Genomic DNA, 15465 nt, shown 5'->3' with positions numbered 1-15465 from the left:
TCAATGGGAAGCGACCTGTCGCGCCGTTCGTTCGAGGAAGTCGCCAGCCTATCCACGAGCCGTTAACGTCCCACTAATATTAACGAATTCCAGCTTGGTCATGGATGCTTCTAATTTGGCTATGGGAACGGTCGCACAGCGCGCAAGGCCTGTGGCACAAGGCCTTCGACACCGCATCGCAGCATGGACGAGCGATGTGACCCGGCCGCGCACGAAATTCGCGAGCCGGCTACGGATCTGGTCGGAGGAGAACACGCGTCGGCAGATCGGCGAGTGAACGTCGACATCTCCGCAGCGCGGATGGCAAGGCCGCACCGGATCGTGGAGGGTGACCCGTCTGGCGGCGGTGTCGCAATTCGGTCAACCGTCTTCGGGCCGAAAAAGCGAAGGGGCGAAGGGGGTGGTGTCAGCCGGCCTGTAAGCCGGGTTCTGTGAGCGGCAAAGCCGCCCGGCGACCATTCCTCTGGGACGGCCCTTGCGGACCGCCTCTAGCAACCCACCCGGACGACTGACCCGGAGAGAGGCCGGCGGTGGGACGAAATCCCACGCCACGTCGTCCCTATTCGGTCTTGCTCCCGGTGGGGTTTACCATGCCGCCGCTGTTGCCAGCGCCGCGGTGGGCTCTTACCCCACCTTTTCACCCTTACCCCGCCAACAGTGCGGCTCGATCGCGAGCTTCGACGCCAAGCCTCGATGGAGGCCGAGCCGTACTGTAGGCGGGGCGGTCTGGTTTCTGTGGCACTTTCCCTGGGGTCGCCCCCGCCGGACGTTATCCGGCACCGTCTCTCCGTGGAGCCCGGACTTTCCTCCCCCGCCGCCTTTCGGCATGTGACGGGAGCGGCCGCCCGGCCGGCTGACGGCCCTCACTCGACCACGGGGCGGCACTTGTCAATTGCCAAGGTGCCGGCGCCAGGATGCCTGCGCCGAGGTACCGGCTCGGGCGAAGGTCATGCGGATCGGACAGGGGCGGCCATCATGCCGTCGTCACGGCCCGAGCGCTGGCCATGGGGCTCGCCGTCGAGCTTGGGAGGGCGGCGATCAACGCATCCAGGGTGCGCACCGTCGAGGCGTCGGCGATGCCGTCGACGCGAGCCGGCCTGAAGTGGCGCTGAAATGCAGCGGTAGCGTGCACCGTCGGGGCATCGAACCGTCCCGTCGGCGCCACCTCGTAGCCATAGGCGGCCAGCCGTCGCTGCCAGGCGGCAACCTCGTCACCCGCGTCGCGCTCGCAAAGGCTGGCCCCCCCGCAGATCGCGGCCGGCCGCACGTAATGGCCGATGCCGGCATGGTGCAGCCGCTCCCAGGGGAATCTCTCGCCCGGATCCTGCTTGCGGGCAGGCGCGACGTCGGAATGGGCGAGCACCCGCTCGGGAAGGATCGGATGGCGGGAAAGGATGTCGGCACAAAGCCGCATCACCGCCTCGATCTGACGGTCCGGATAATCCGGGCAGCCTCCCGCATGGCCCGGATTGACGATCTCGATGCCGAGCGACAGCGAATTGACGTCCGAGACGCCTTGCCAGCTGCCCTGCCCTGCGTGCCAGGCACGATCGGCCTCGCGCACCATCTGGACGATCCGGCCGTCCTCATGGACGACATAGTGGCAGGAGACTTCGCTCGTCGGATCCTGAAGCCAGCGCACCGCCCCCTCGCCGCTGCCCATGCCGGTATAGTGGAGGATCAGCAGACTGGCGCCGCCGAGACAACGACGCGCGTTGAAGTTCGGCGACGGGCGAATTTCGTCGACCAACGACGAATCGCGAATCAAGCCGCTTCTCGCTTGGCGATCTTCGAATAGGCCTCGTTGATCGCCTTCATCCGCTCGGACGCGATGAACATGAACTCGTCGGGAACGCCCCTGGCGACAAGCCTGTCGGGGTGGTTCTCCTTGACCAGCGTCAGATAGCGCCGCCGTGTCTCGCCCGGTGTCGCGTCGTCGTCGAGGCCGAGCACCGCGTATGGATTGTTGGGTCCGGCGATGTGGCGCTCGCGCAGCCGCGTGAAAGCCGCCTCGTCGAGGCCGAAGATCGTCGCGATCTCTTCGATGAAGGCAAGTTCGCGTTCATGCACGAGCCCGTCCGCCTTGGCGATGTGAAACAGCGCGTCGAGGACGTCGCCGAGCAGCTGGCAGTTGCCGTTCTCGTCTTCGCAAAGGGCCCGCAAGCGCGCTGCGTAGACTTCGAAGCCGGCAATGTCCTGATTGGCGATGTCGTAGAGCCGGAAGACGTTTCTCATCTCCTCCGGGGGAATCTCCAGGATCTGCCGGAAGGCGGAAATCTCGGAGGGCGAGACGATGCCGTCGGCTTTCGCCATTTTGGCGGACAAGGCGATGATCGCCACGGAAAAGGCGACCTTCTGCCGGGTCTCCGGATCGCCGGCGAAGAGCGACCTGATGGCTTCCAGGATTGCCCCGAGCGTTGCCCGACCGCCGCCGGACACCGCCTGCAGGAGGGCGCTGAAGGTGGAAAAGATCGCCATCGGCTTTGACCCGTCCGCTTCGCATCTCGGGCGCTTCCGCCGACCGGGCGATGCCCATCGCCCCGGAACGGCTCCCGATCGGAAAGTTAGCGCTGCTTCGACCAGGAGGAAGCGCCGCAGCATTGGACCGCACCGTCGCCCAAGATCGGCCGGGACGCAAACACGATTTCGCTATCGCGCCTCGGTGAGGCTCGGTCAAGCGCATCCCGTCAAGGCCCGGTCAAGTTGCTCATGTTGACTTGGGCCGACATGGTACGCTGGCCGAGCCCGTTCGGGCCCTGGAGCCGGCGGCATGCGCTCGGCCTTGTTCGAGCGCTGGCTCTTACGCAGGGAATTTCGCTTGGCTGATCATAAGGGCTCGTCGACGATGAATGGCTGGAACGATGGACGGGACACGCGGATCGCCCGGCCCGGCCCGAATGCGGCAACCGGCTTGTCGCGCCGCGCCGTCCTCGCGGGCCTCTTCGCCACTGCCGGTCTTGCCGGCTGCCGATCGACGACGATGAGCGTGGAAGGTCTCGGGCTTTCCGACTTCTCGGCCGAAGCATCCCATCAATATCCGGTGCATGGCGTCGACGTCGCCAAATATCAGGGCGACATCGACTGGGAGGCGGCGCGCGACGGCGGCGTTTCCTTCGTCTGGATGAAGGCGACCGAAGGCGGCGACCGGCTCGACGACCGCTTCAAGGAATATTGGGCGAAGGCCGCCGCCGCCCGGATCCCCCGCGGGGCCTACCATTTCTGGTACCATTGCCGGCCCGGCAACGAGCAGGCCGAGTGGTTCATCGAAAACGTGCCCAAGCAGCGCGGCGCCCTGCCGCCAGTGATCGACGTCGAGTGGACGCCGTTCTCGCCGACCTGCACCATCCGTCCGCCGCGCGAGGAGATCGTCCGCGAAGTCGGCAAGATGTCGGTCATGCTGGAGCGGCACTACGGCCAGCGGCCGCTCCTCTACATCCCGATCGACGTGCATCGCGAGCGGCTGGTGGGAGCATTCCCGAACCACGAATTCTGGCTCCGGGCCGTCGCCGATCATCCGGACAATGTCTACGAGAACCGCCGCTTCCGCTTCTGGCAATACACCGCCACCGGGAGCGTCCCGGGGATCAGGGGTGACGTCGACCGGAACGCGTTTGCGGGAACGCGAGACGACTGGGTGAAGTGGCTTAAGGTCAATCTGTCGAAATAGTTCTTCAATCTGCCATCAAGACGCGCTAACGGCGCGATCGAGAACGAGATTTCACCGGAGCCGAACTTCATGACACTTCTGCAGCGTCTGGCCGCCACAATTTGCCTCTTCGCAGCCGGAACGGCGGGCGCCAGCGCCCAGCAGTGCGGCGGCGATTTCGAGACTTTTCTTGAGGGCGTCAGGCAGGAAGCTCTGGCGAAAGGCCTTTCGCAGAGCGCCGTCGATGCGGCGGTGGCGGACATGCGGCTCGAGCCGAAGGTTCTCGCCAGCGACCGCGCGCAAGGCGTCTTCGCCCAGGACTGGCGCCAGTTCGCCACCCGCATGGTCAGCGGCTACCGACTGAAACTCGGCCGGCAGAACATGCAGAAATACGCCAGCGTGTTTCAGCACGTCGAAGCCCAGACCGGCGTCCCCGCCGCAGTGACGACCAGCTTCTGGGGACTGGAGACCGACTACGGCGCGGTGCTCGGCGATTTCGAAACGCTTCCCGCCCTTGCAACGCTCGCCCATGACTGCCGGCGGCCGGAGCTGTTCCGTCCGCATCTGATCGCCGCGATCGAGATCGTCGACAAGGGCTATCTGCGGCCGGAGGAGATGCGCGGCGCGTGGGCCGGCGAGATCGGCCAGACGCAGCTTCTGCCCGAGGAATACGTCGCCTTTGGCACAGACGAGGACAACAATGGCAGGGTCGATCTGCGCAAGGACACCGCCGACGTCCTGATGACCACCGGCAAGTACATCGCCTCGCTCGGCTGGCGCCGGGGCGAGCCGTGGCTCGAGGCGGTGAAGGTCCCCTCAGACTTTCCCTGGGACCGTGCCGCGCTGGTCAACAAGGAGCCCCGCTCGAGTTTCGCGTCTCTCGGCGTCACCAAGGCCGACGGATCGCCGCTCGAGAACGACTCGCTGTCCGCGGCACTGATCCTCCCGATGGGACGAAACGGACCGGCCTTCCTCGCCTTTCCGAACTTCGACATCTATCTCGCCTGGAACAAGTCACTCGTCTACTCGCTGACGGCCGGCTATTTCGCCACGCGCCTCGCCGGCGCGGAACCCGTCGACATGGGCAATCCGGCGCCCGGTCTCTCTGTCGATCAGACGAAAGTTCTGCAACAGAAACTCGTCGACAAGGGCTACGACGTCGGCGGTGTCGACGGCATCGTCGGCGAGAACACGCGGGCCGCCGTCCGCCAGGAACAGCTGCGTCTGGGCATGGCTGCCGACGGCTGGCCAACTCCGGATCTGCTGTCTGCAATCTGATACCAGCGGGCGAGGATGCCGACGCATCCGCCCGCTGCACACATCCCGATTTTCGATGCCAGGCCAAACGCTTGTCGAAGATCAGGATCGGAACCAGGAGTCACTTTCAATGCCTTCTGGTATGACGTCGTCGCAACCGCCGCGAGGTTCGTGGCGGCGCGTTCATGCCACTCGCACCGAAGGCCGAACACCGGCTGGGCCAGACGGCTATCGACGCGCAAGTTCGCGACGGTGGGAAAGGACGCGGACGCGACCGCCTCCTGACGTCCCGATGTTCCGGCGGCGAGCCGAGGTCGACGAAGAAAATTCGCAAAATCGATCGTCGCTTCATCCCAACCACCCGGACCGGACGAAGATCACCCGATCTCGCGTCGCAAGGTTGAGAATGTGCTCAGGCATATTCCTCGGTCTCGCAACCGATTTCGATTGTTTACAACTTCAGTCGACCCCAGTCGCTGCGACCAAGCAGGCGCTCGGGCCAATTCAACTTACGCCAACGCTCCGGATTTGATCTGGCGCGCGCGCGATGGGGCGCATTTGATATTAAATATCTACTTTCAATTGCACCAACGACAAACCCGACATCTGTCGTTCTCGACTTCCAACTTTGGCGAACGATGCGATTGGCGAAGTGCAATCGGTTACATGACGCGTTGACGTAAAATTCGATTCATTGTTGTGTTCATAAACACGCCGAAGCGCGGCAGGCAGCGATGGGCTTTTTCGTACCCGACGATACATTTCGCGAGTGGACGCGCCGCGGCAGCAATCGGAAAGCTGCGGGGTCGACGGTGGTTCTCCGCTCTTCAACGATTCGCAGGAGGCGCGCGGTGGAGAAGGTCCGCCGCCTTCCTTCATCGCCGACCGCCGCATGGCTTCAGGCGGCAATCATGTCGGCTCATGACGAGAAGCCCCGGTTGAAGGATCGGGCCGGTCAAGCGACGTCAGCCAGCCGCACTCGGCCGTCGCGGCGCCGAGTCAGGTCCCAGAAACTCCAGCACCTCCCACCACCGAATCGTCACGGAGGCGCCGGCCTCGGCCCGTTCTTGGGAAAACCGGCTCTGGTGCTGGCTGGCATCTCCCGACCGGGGTGCGGCAAATTCGCCCACAACCAATACGAAAGTTGTGCCTCGGCTGCACGGCAAAAGCTCTAAACTTGGGAGGAATGGCAATGATATCCGAGGACACCATGCGGTTGTCGCAGGCTCAAGAAGCTGCACACTTTCTTATCTCCAGCCTGTCCGCCGTGCGCGGCCTCTCGCTCGCTGCCGCGCGGGCCGTGGAAGCTGCCATCTACGCGTGCGACGACCGACTTCAGATACCGGAGCGGGCACTTCCTCCCGCATCCGTCAACCGAAATGCGCTTTTGCATGCTTTGATTTATGCAATTCCTGAGTTAGAGCATGACCGTCCAGAAGCTGCCGCTGCGGTGACTTTGGCAATTAAAATTCTGACCCAACAGTCGATGCAGCGAAACCAATAAGATAGTCGAACGATGCGTAACTCAAAAGCTGCCTCAGATATAGACCGTCAAATCGCCGCCCGCATTCGGCTGGCGCGCCTGGAGACGGGTATGTCTCAAGAAAAACTGGCCGAAGCGCTGGGAATTACTTTTCAGCAGGTCCAGAAATATGAGAAAGGTTTGAATCGAATTTCAGCGGGTCGCCTGCGGGAGATCTCCGATACCTTGGGCCGCGAGGTCACTTGGTTTTTCGAAGAGATGCCGACTTTCGAAGCGTATCCCACGCTGTCGAAGGCCGATCTGCGGATGCTGAAGAACCTGAAGGCCCTCTCCCCAGAGACTCGCCGGGCTCTCGATGCCCTGCTGGCGTCGCTCAACCCCGTGGTTGAAACCACCGAGTGAGATCCGTCTGCCGTTGTCCCGGGACTTATTCGCGGACTATGGCGCCATGAGATGATCGAAAGGTCAGTCGCGAAGCAGGACGGGCTTCGCCGACCTTTCGCCGACCGTTCGAGTGCCATGTCCGGTGGCCTCGTGTCAGGAAAACTTCGCGACGGCAGCGTCGCCAATCCTGAAGCCTACCGTCTGCTCGCCGCGGAAATAGTCCGCCGACAGGCTCCCGGCCACGTGCAACGGCATCGCCGGACCTGACATCAGCAGGTCTCCAAGTTCGCCGCCTGCCGCCTTGAAGGCAATCGCCCGCATCGCAACGCCATCTTCGCCCTTGAGGCGAACCGCGACGTGTCCGTTACCCACGATCCGTGCGTCGATCACCCTGTGCCGCGCCACCGCCAGGAGTGGCATCTCGTGTCCGGAGCCGAATGGCCCTGCCCTTTCCAGCATCTCGTAGAGTGGCATGGTGAGACCGGCGGCGCTGACCGCCCCGTCGATGCGAAGCGCGTCGCTGCGCCTCGCCGCGGCAACGTCCGCCTGCGCCGACGCTTCCAGGAACGCGCGAAGCTCGCCGAGCCGCTCGCGCCGGACCGTCAGCCCCGCAGCCATCGCATGGCCGCCGCCCTTCTCGATGATATTCTGGTCCAGCGCTTGCCGGACGATGCGCCCGAGGTCGACGCCCGTCACCGAGCGCCCGGAACCGGTCCCTTTGCCGCTCTGATCGAACGCGATCGCGAAGGCCGGGCGGCGGTGACGCTCCTTCAGGCGGGCGGCAATGAGACCGACGATACCGGGGTGCCAGTCCTTCGAGGCGGCGACGACCACCGGCGGCCCCTCGCCGGCTCCGATTTCGGCCGCGACCTCTGCGTCGGCCTCCGCCAGCATCCGCGCCTCCATCGCCTGCCGCTCCAGGTTCAGCGCGTCGAGCTGCTCGGCGATGGCATCGGCGGCCGCCTCGTCGTCGAGGCACAGGAGCCGGCTTCCGAGAGCGGCGTCGCCGATCCGACCGCCGGCATTGATCCGCGGGCCGAGCAGAAATCCCAGATGCCCCGAGCGCACCGGGCCGGACAGCCGGGCGACGCGGCACAGAGCCTTCAAACCCGCATTATGCTGGCGGCGCATGACCGCAAGCCCCTGGACCACGATGGCCCGGTTCAGCCCCTTCAGCGGAACGACGTCGCAGACCGTGGCGAGGGCGACGAGATCGAGAAGGCCCATCAGATCGAGCGGCGGCTGCGAACAGCGGCCGCGAAGCAGCCGCTGGGTCGCGACGATCGTCATGAAGACGACCCCCGCCGCCGCCAGATAGCCGAGGCCCGACAGATCGTCCTGGCGGTTCGGATTGACGAGGGCGACGACCCTCGGGATATCGCTGCCCGCCTGGTGGTGGTCGAGGACGACCACGTCGAGGCCGCGGCCGCGGGCGTGCTCGAAGGTCTCGAAGCTCGACGTGCCGCAATCGACCGAGACGAGGAGCGTCGCGCCGGCCTCGGCAAGTTCGTCGATCGCCGGACGGTTCGGGCCGTAGCCCTCGGTGATACGATCCGGTATGTGGATCGCCGGCTCCAGCCCGTAATGGGTGAGAAAACGCGAGAGCAGCGCCGAAGAAGCCGCGCCGTCGACGTCGTAATCGCCGAATATCGCAACCTTTTCACGCCGCAGGATTGCGCGTGCGAGACGCTCTGCCGCCGCATCCATGTCGGTCATGACCGAGGGATCGGGCATCTCGTGACGCAGCTTCGGCTCCAGAAAGCGCGCCGCAAGCGCCGTCTCGACACCGCGCGCCGCCAAAACCCGCGCGACGATGTCGGGCAGGCCGAGCTTTTGCGACATGGCAAGAGCGGCAGCCTCGCCTCTGACGTCCAAGGCACTGACCCAGCGCCGGCCCGACGCGGAGCTCTCGACGCCCAGAAAATGTTGGGTCGTAGTGGGTGGCATTTCGTCTCGACACATCGGACCGGGCCCTTCATAGACCCTGACCGGAGAGTTTTCATCACAGGTCCCGCCCGCCTCGCGGCAGCTGGGTTCGCGCCTCAGACAGGCTCAGCGCGGATGCACGGCCCCCTCGGCCAGATCGCCGACGTGGTGATGCGCCCGCACCTCTCGGATGGTGCGTGAGAACGAGCGCATCAACAGCGTGTGGGTGGTCACGCGGTCACGGTAGAAGCGGACGCCGTCGAGGAGATTGCCGTCGGTGACGCCGGTCGCGGCGAAGATCACGTTGCCCGAAGCCATTTCCTCGGCCGTATAGATTTTGTCGGGATCGCCGACGCCCATCCGCTCGGCGCGGGCGCGCTTCTCGATCGTGTTGAGCTGCAGCCGCCCCTGCATCTGCCCGCCAGTGCAGCGCAGCGCCGCCGCCGCCAGCACGCCTTCCGGGGCGCCGCCGATGCCCATATAGATGTCGATGCCCGTCTCCTCCGGGTCGGTGGTGTGGATCACCCCGGCGACGTCGCCATCGCCGATCAGGCGAATCGCGGCGCCGGCCTCGCGCACGGCGGCGATCAACTGGGCGTGCCGCGGCCGGTCGAGGATGCAGGCGGTCAGATCGGCGACCTTGACGCCCTTGGCGTCGGCCAGAGCCTCGAGGTTCTCGGCGGGCGAACGGCGGAGGTCGACGACCCCCCTGGGATAGCCCGGGCCGACGGCGATCTTTTCCATATAGACATCGGGCGCGTTCAAGAGGCTGCCACGTTCGGCCATGGCGACGACGGCCAGCGAGTTCGGCAGGTTCTTGGCGCAGACCGTGGTACCTTCGAGCGGATCGAGCGCGATGTCGACCGGGACGCCGCCCCGCCCGACCCTCTCGCCGATGAATAGCATCGGCGCTTCGTCGCGCTCGCCCTCGCCGATCACCACCGTGCCGTCGATCTCGATCTGATTGAGCGCCTTGCGCATCGCATCCACCGCCGCCTGGTCGGCCGCCTTCTCGTCGCCGCGGCCGCGCAGCCTGGCCGCGGCGATCGCCGCCTGTTCGGTGACGCGCGCAAGTTCCAGGGAGAGGACGCGGTTCAAATTCTCGCCAAATTCGGCCATGGTTCCGATCATCTGATTCGCCACCCGCTTCATTGCGGTATCGATCCGAGAGGCCGACGGCGTTGGGACCGGCATGACGTCGTCCTTCGCCGGGCTTCTCGACTCGTGGAGGATAGCCCGAAAGTTCCTTTGCCCGCCACGCCTGGTGGCGGGCGGCTGCTCATATGCGCCGATCGCGTGTCGGCCCGATGTCAGCTTGGCCACGCCAGTTCGCGCGAGTTGGAGCGGGGGCTCACGCAGGCGATGATCACGGACGAGGCGCGCTTTCTCACCGAGACCGCAACACCGCGATCTCGAGCGAAGTCGGGCCCGACATGCTGGCGCATGCGCAGGCCCGCCGAAACTGAAGCCGCAGACCCGACGGATGACGAGAGCGGATCGGTCCTTGTCGGTTCTCAGGCAAGCTCAGTCGAGGTCCTCGATGCGGATCATCTGCGGCTCGCCCGAGAGGTGACCATCCCGCGACAGGCCTTCCAGAGCGGCACGGATCGCCGCCTCCGTGGTGTCGTGGGTGACGAGAATGACTGGCGCAGTGCCCTCGCCGGCCCGCCGGTCGGCCTTGCGCTGAACGATCGATTCCAGCGAGATGCCGTTCTCTGCCATGCGGCTGGCGATGGAGGCGAAGGCGCCCACCCGGTCGAACACCGCGAGGCGGATATAGTAGCCGCCCTCATGGGCGCGCATCCGGGCGCGATGATAGGGCTGCAGCCGCGACGGCGGCAGGCCGAGCGTCGGAGGGACGAAGCCGCCGGCGACGTCCATGATGTCGGAAAGGACGGCCGAGGCGGTCGCCGCACCGCCGGCACCGGGCCCGGCGAGCAGGATCGAGCCGAGCAGATCGGAGTCGATCGCCACCGCGTTTGTCACGCCGTCCACCTGGGCGAGCGACGAGCGCGCCGGAATCATCGCCGGATGGACCCGCTGCTCGATGCCGCTGTCGGTATTCAGGGCGACGGCGAGCAGCTTGATGCGATATCCGAGCTCTGCGGCGGCAACGATGTCCGCGATGGTGATCTTCGAGATGCCCTCGATGAAGATGCTCTCCAGCGAGATCTCAGTCCCGAAGGCGAGCGAGGTCAGGATCGCCAGCTTGTGGGCCGCATCGAAGCCACCGATGTCGAAGGTCGGATCGGCCTCGGCATAGCCGAGCGCCTGGGCGTCCTTCAGACAGGCATCGAAGCTGATGCCCTCCTTCTCCATACGTGTCAGTATGTAATTGCAGGTGCCGTTGAGGATGCCGTAGACGCGGCTGACCTCGTTGGCGGACAGCGCCTCGCGCATGGTCTTGATGGCGGGAATGCCGCCGGCGACCGCCGCCTCGAAAAGGATCTCGGTGTCGTTCTCCGCGGCGAGCCGCGCCAGCGCCACACCGTGATGGGCAAGCAGCGCCTTGTTGGCGGTGACGACCGGGATGCCGCGCGAAAGCGCCGCCTCGACCGCCTGGCGCGCCACGCCGTCCGCGCCGCCGATCAATTCGACGAAGGCGTCGATCTCGCCCTTTTCGGCAAGCTCGACCGGATCGTCGAACCAGGCCATGCCGTCGGCATCGAAGCCACGCCCGCGGCTCCTGTCACGGGCCGAGATCGCGGTGATTCGGATCGATCGCCCGACCCGCTCGGCGAGAAGCTCGGCCTTTCGTTCGATCAGCTGCGCCACCTTGGCGCCGACGGTGCCCAGCCCGGCAATGCCGAGCCGCAATTCGCTTTTCATGCCCAACTCGTCTCAAGGCCGCGGGTTCGGACGCTCGTCCGACGCCATCATGCGGCGTAACAATCGCTGGCGAGCCCGGCCCGGCCTCGGGATGGAAACCTTCGCCCGCCAGTCTCGCGCCGAGCGGTGCCTTAAGAACGCGCGCGCAGCGAGACGACGTTCTGCCCCGCTTCGGCGCCGGACGCAAGAAAGCGACGGATGTTGCGGGCGGCCTGGCGGATGCGATGCTCGTTCTCGACGAGGGCGATGCGCACGTGATCGTCGCCATGCTCGCCGAAGCCGATGCCCGGGGCGACGGCGACCTCCGCCTCCTCGATCAGCAGCTTGGAGAATTCCAGCGACCCCAGATGACGATAGGCCGGCGGGATCGGCGCCCAGGCGAACATCGTCGAGGCCGGCGGCGGCACGTCCCAGCCCGCCCGGCCGAAGGATTCGACGAGAACGTCGCGGCGCCGCCGATAGATGGATCGAACCTCGTCGATCGCCGCATCGCCGCTGTTGAGCGCCGCCGTGGCCGCCACCTGGATCGGCGTGAAGGCGCCGTAGTCGAGATAGGACTTCACCCGTGCGAGGGCGGCGATCAGCCGCTTGTTGCCGACCGCAAAGCCGATGCGCCAGCCGGGCATCGAGAAGGTCTTCGACATCGAGGTGAACTCGACCGCGACGTCCATCGCGCCGTCGACCTGGAGAATCGAGGGCGGCGGCACGTCGTCGAAATAGATCTCGGCATAGGCGAGATCGGACAGGACGATGATCTCGTTCTTCTTCGCGAAGTCGACGATCTCGCGATAGAAATCGAGATCGGCGACGTAGGCCGTCGGATTGGACGGATAGTTCAGGATGATGGCGATCGGCTTGGGGATCGAGTGGCGCACCGCCCGGTCGATGGCGGCGAAGAAGTCCCGATCGGGCTTGGCGGGAATGGCGCGGATCGTCCCGCCGGCCATCAGGAAGCCGAAGGCGTGGATCGGATAGGTCGGGTTCGGACAGAGCACGACGTCGCCCGGCGCGGTGATCGCCTGGGCCATGTTGGCGAAGCCCTCTTTCGAGCCGAGCGTCGCCACAACCTCGGTCGCCGGATCGAGCGTCACCCCGAAACGCCGCTTGTAATAGCCCGCCTGGGCGCGCCTCAGGCCGGCAATGCCCTTGGAAGCGGAATAGCGGTGCGTGCGCTGGTCCTGGATGACCTCACAGAGCTTGTCGACGACGAATTGCGGCGTCGGCAGATCAGGATTGCCCATGCCGAGATCGATGATGTCGGCGCCGCGGGCCCGGGCGGTCGCCTTCAGCCGGTTGACTTCCTCGAAGACGTAAGGCGGCAGACGCCGGACTTTGTGAAATTCTTCCATGTCTCTCGTCCTCCGGCGCCATGCCGGGAAATCATGCTACGAAAAATACAATGTGCGAGACTATCGGCGGGAATTATTCGCCCGCCTGGATCTCGCGCAGCACGTCCTCGGGCGACCGGCTCGGCTTCGCCCCGGTCCCGACGGAGACTGCGCTCCGCTCCGGCTTTCTCGCGAGCGCGGTTTCGACGTCCTGCGCCTGCTGACGCTTCAGCCGTTTCAGCCGGGCGATCTCGGCCTCGTAGCCGCGCGTCGACACGCCGCCCTTGCGCCTCGCGGCAAGCGTCTTGGCGCGTTGGTCCTGGGCGGTGACCGAGGCATCGTCGATCTGCGGCGCGGCGGCGTTCGGATAGGCGCCGAGCAGCGGATAGCCGTCCGCTCCCAGGCGCTGGCCGGACCGGCCGTCGGGCCCCGCCGGCTGATAAGCGACCTGCTCTGCCGACATCGGCGCGTCATAGGCCGACTGGCAGCCGGAAACGAAGCCAGCCAGTGCGGCTGCCGCCAGCGCCCGAATCGCCATCTGACCGATCATCCCGTTATGCCCTCTCGACGAAGCGGCCATCCGGATAACCCGCTTCAAATCCGCGACGCGTGTGTCATATCCCAGAGATCGGTCAATTACAAAGAACGCGGCGCCGGTTTCATGGCGTCGTTGCAAGAAAAGCGCTTAGATCGACGCAATCGGTCTGCCGGAGCGGAGCCTGTGACGCCGCCACGCCGACCGAAGCCCTGCGGGAGGAGAAACGACGATGGCCGACAAAGCCAGAGAGCCGGAAGCCGGGCCCTTCGAAGCGAAGGCCGACGAATTCGTGGTCAAGGATCCCGAAGCCTTCGGGCTCAACATGGCCCGCATGCTCGAACAGATCGGCAAGGCCGCCGCCGCCTGGGTGGCGCCCCGGGAGAAGGGCGGCTTCGTCGACGGCGGGCCCGTACAGATTGCCGAGGTCGTCCAGACGCTGTCGCGCGTCTCCGAATATTGGATGACCGATCCGGCCCGGGCGATGGAGGCCCAGACCAACCTTTTCGCCAGCTACATGGGCATCTGGAACAACTCGATCCGCCGGATGGCGGGGGAGATGCCGGAGAGCCCGGTCGAGACGCCGAAGGGGGACAAGCGCTTCGCTGCCGCCGACTGGAACGAGAACCTGTTCTTCGATTTCGTCAAGCAGACCTACCTCCTGACCACCCGCTGGGCCGACGACCTCGTCGAACGCGCCGAGGGGCTCGATCCGCACACGCGCCAGAAAGCGGCCTTCTACGTCCGGCAGATCTCCAACGCGCTGGCCCCCTCGAACTTCGTCATGACCAACCCCGAGCTCTACCGGGAGACCGTCGCCTCGAATGGCGAGAACCTCGTCAAGGGCATGAAGATGTTCGCCGAGGACATGGCCGCCGGCCACGGCAATCTGAAGCTCCGCCAGGCCGACTATACGAAATATCAGGTCGGCCGCGACATGGCGGTGACTCCCGGCAAGGTCGTCGCCGAGAACGACCTTTGCCAGATCATCCAGTATGCGCCGCAGACCGAGACGGTGTTTAAGCGGCCGCTGATGATCGTGCCGCCCTGGATCAACAAGTTCTACATTCTCGACCTCAACCCGGAGAAGTCGCTGATCGGCTGGCTGGTCCAGCAGGGCGTGACGGTCTTCGTCGTCTCCTGGGTCAATCCGGACGAGCGGCACGCCGACAAGGACTGGCAGGCCTATATCGAGGAGGGCATCCGCTTCGGCCTCGACACGGTGGAGAAAGCGACCGGCGAGAAGGAAGTCAACGCCGTCGGCTATTGCGTCGGCGGCACACTGCTCGGCGCCTCGCTCGCCTATCTGCCTGCCAAGGGCGACGACCGGATAAAATCGACCACCTTCCTCACCACCCAGATCGACTTCACCCATGCCGGAGACCTCAAGGTCTTCGTCGACGAGACGCAGCTGAAAGTTCTCGAAAAGGCGATGGACCAGAAGGGCTATCTGGAAGGCTCGCAGATGGCGACGGCGTTCAATCTGCTCAGATCGGGCGATCTGATCTGGCCGTATTTCGTCAACAACTACCTGCGGGGCAAGGAGCCCCTGCCTTTCGACCTTCTCTACTGGAACGCCGACTCGACGCGCATGCCGAAGGCCAACCACCTGTTCTACCTGCGCAACTGCTATCACGAGAACCGGCTGTCGCGGGGCCGCATGGAGATCGGCGGGGTGAGGCTCGACCTCTCCAAGGTGACGATGCCGATCTACAACCTCGCCACCAAGGAGGACCACATCGCCCCGGCGCGCTCGGTCTTCACCGGCTGTTCGGCCTTCGGCTCGAAGGTCGAGTTCGTCCTCACCGGCTCGGGCCACATCGCCGGCGTCGTCAATCCGCCCGCCAAGAACAAGTACCAGTTCTGGACCGGGCCCGCCCCGAAAGACGTCGGCAGCTACGAGGACTGGCTGCTCGCCGCCAGCCAGACCCCCGGCTCATGGTGGAACCACTGGCTCGAATGGCTGACGCCGCATCTCGGCGAGAAGGTCAAGGCGCGCAAGCCCGGTGGCAAAAAGCTGAAGGCCATCGAGGACGCCCCGGGGCGGTATGTGACGGTGAAGTCGTGACGGCGAAAC

General features: G+C 65.4%; 12 protein-coding genes and 1 other RNA gene. 5 read left to right on the top strand and 8 right to left on the bottom strand.

Going from position 1 to position 15465, the window contains the following annotated elements:
* Positions 1–402: 402 nt before the first annotated feature.
* The 3 genes from rnpB to GTK09_RS02065 form a co-directional block, all read right to left on the bottom strand.
* Positions 403–857, bottom strand: an RNA gene (rnpB, locus tag GTK09_RS02075) — RNase P RNA component class A.
* Between the two features lie 116 nt (positions 858–973).
* Entirely contained in the window at positions 974–1750 is a 777-nt protein-coding gene (locus GTK09_RS02070) for an N-acetylmuramoyl-L-alanine amidase (RefSeq protein ID WP_246217638.1), read from the bottom strand.
* A 14-nt stretch (positions 1751–1764) separates the two neighbouring features.
* Positions 1765–2478 carry a J domain-containing protein gene (locus GTK09_RS02065; RefSeq protein ID WP_163460799.1) on the bottom strand — a complete coding sequence of 238 codons (714 nt, stop codon included), beginning with the start codon at positions 2476–2478 and terminating at the stop codon, positions 1765–1767.
* A 340-nt stretch (positions 2479–2818) separates the two neighbouring features.
* Here GTK09_RS02065 and GTK09_RS02060 point away from each other — a divergent pair, with 340 nt between their 5' ends.
* The 4 genes from GTK09_RS02060 to GTK09_RS02045 all read left to right on the top strand — a co-directional run bounded on the left by GTK09_RS02060 (position 2819) and on the right by GTK09_RS02045 (position 6788).
* Positions 2819–3667: a glycoside hydrolase family 25 protein gene (locus tag GTK09_RS02060; RefSeq protein ID WP_246217637.1), complete on the top strand. Its 849-nt coding sequence runs from the start codon at positions 2819–2821 to the stop codon at positions 3665–3667.
* A 69-nt stretch (positions 3668–3736) separates the two neighbouring features.
* Positions 3737–4924 carry a lytic murein transglycosylase gene (locus GTK09_RS02055; protein WP_163460798.1) on the top strand — a complete coding sequence of 396 codons (1188 nt, stop codon included), beginning with the start codon at positions 3737–3739 and terminating at the stop codon, positions 4922–4924.
* 1171 nt (positions 4925–6095) lie between these two features.
* Positions 6096–6407 carry a hypothetical protein gene (locus tag GTK09_RS02050; RefSeq protein WP_163460797.1) on the top strand — a complete coding sequence of 104 codons (312 nt, stop codon included), beginning with the start codon at positions 6096–6098 and terminating at the stop codon, positions 6405–6407.
* Positions 6408–6419: 12 nt separating this feature from the next.
* On the top strand, positions 6420–6788 hold the full coding sequence (locus tag GTK09_RS02045; protein WP_163460796.1) for a helix-turn-helix domain-containing protein: 369 nt from the start codon (positions 6420–6422) through the stop codon (positions 6786–6788).
* A 135-nt stretch (positions 6789–6923) separates the two neighbouring features.
* Here GTK09_RS02045 and recJ read toward each other — a convergent pair whose 3' ends face one another.
* The 5 genes from recJ to GTK09_RS02020 form a co-directional block, all read right to left on the bottom strand.
* Positions 6924–8732, bottom strand: coding sequence for a single-stranded-DNA-specific exonuclease RecJ (recJ, locus tag GTK09_RS02040; RefSeq protein ID WP_376767933.1), 1809 nt, complete (start codon positions 8730–8732; stop codon positions 6924–6926).
* A 90-nt stretch (positions 8733–8822) separates the two neighbouring features.
* On the bottom strand, positions 8823–9827 hold the full coding sequence (glpX, locus tag GTK09_RS02035) for a class II fructose-bisphosphatase (RefSeq protein WP_203560843.1): 1005 nt from the start codon (positions 9825–9827) through the stop codon (positions 8823–8825).
* A gap of 393 nt (positions 9828–10220) precedes the next feature.
* The gene (locus tag GTK09_RS02030; RefSeq protein WP_163460794.1) at positions 10221–11525 is read right to left on the bottom strand and encodes a homoserine dehydrogenase; all 1305 of its coding nucleotides are present in this window, start codon (positions 11523–11525) and stop codon (positions 10221–10223) included.
* Between the two features lie 131 nt (positions 11526–11656).
* Positions 11657–12874: an LL-diaminopimelate aminotransferase gene (locus GTK09_RS02025; RefSeq protein ID WP_163460793.1), complete on the bottom strand. Its 1218-nt coding sequence runs from the start codon at positions 12872–12874 to the stop codon at positions 11657–11659.
* A gap of 73 nt (positions 12875–12947) precedes the next feature.
* A complete protein-coding gene (locus tag GTK09_RS02020; protein WP_163460792.1) occupies positions 12948–13403 on the bottom strand; it encodes a hypothetical protein in 456 nt (151 codons plus the stop codon).
* Between the two features lie 217 nt (positions 13404–13620).
* On the opposite strand from GTK09_RS02020, the gene phaC reads away from it, so the two are divergent.
* Positions 13621–15456, top strand: coding sequence for a class I poly(R)-hydroxyalkanoic acid synthase (gene phaC, locus GTK09_RS02015; protein ID WP_163460791.1), 1836 nt, complete (start codon positions 13621–13623; stop codon positions 15454–15456).
* Positions 15457–15465 lie beyond the last annotated feature (9 nt).

Origin of the sequence: Jiella pacifica, assembly GCF_010500815.1 — a bacterium.
In the GTDB taxonomy this organism is placed as follows: domain Bacteria; phylum Pseudomonadota; class Alphaproteobacteria; order Rhizobiales; family Rhizobiaceae; genus Jiella; species Jiella pacifica.
This window is presented reverse-complemented; position numbering and strand designations above follow the sequence as displayed.

Bases quoted from the DNA above. Each gene is read 5' to 3' on its own strand.
- GTK09_RS02065 (WP_163460799.1), bottom strand. From the start codon at position 2,478: ATGGCGATCTTTTCCACCTTCAGCGCCCTCCTGCAGGCGGTGTCCGGC.
- GTK09_RS02055 (WP_163460798.1), top strand. From the start codon at position 3,737: ATGACACTTCTGCAGCGTCTGGCCGCCACAATTTGCCTCTTCGCAGCC.
- GTK09_RS02050 (WP_163460797.1), top strand. From the start codon at position 6,096: ATGATATCCGAGGACACCATGCGGTTGTCGCAGGCTCAAGAAGCTGCA.
- GTK09_RS02045 (WP_163460796.1), top strand. From the start codon at position 6,420: ATGCGTAACTCAAAAGCTGCCTCAGATATAGACCGTCAAATCGCCGCC.
- recJ (WP_376767933.1), bottom strand. From the start codon at position 8,732: ATGTGTCGAGACGAAATGCCACCCACTACGACCCAACATTTTCTGGGC.
- glpX (WP_203560843.1), bottom strand. From the start codon at position 9,827: ATGATCGGAACCATGGCCGAATTTGGCGAGAATTTGAACCGCGTCCTC.
- GTK09_RS02030 (WP_163460794.1), bottom strand. From the start codon at position 11,525: ATGAAAAGCGAATTGCGGCTCGGCATTGCCGGGCTGGGCACCGTCGGC.
- GTK09_RS02025 (WP_163460793.1), bottom strand. From the start codon at position 12,874: ATGGAAGAATTTCACAAAGTCCGGCGTCTGCCGCCTTACGTCTTCGAG.
- GTK09_RS02020 (WP_163460792.1), bottom strand. From the start codon at position 13,403: ATGATCGGTCAGATGGCGATTCGGGCGCTGGCGGCAGCCGCACTGGCT.
- phaC (WP_163460791.1), top strand. From the start codon at position 13,621: ATGGCCGACAAAGCCAGAGAGCCGGAAGCCGGGCCCTTCGAAGCGAAG.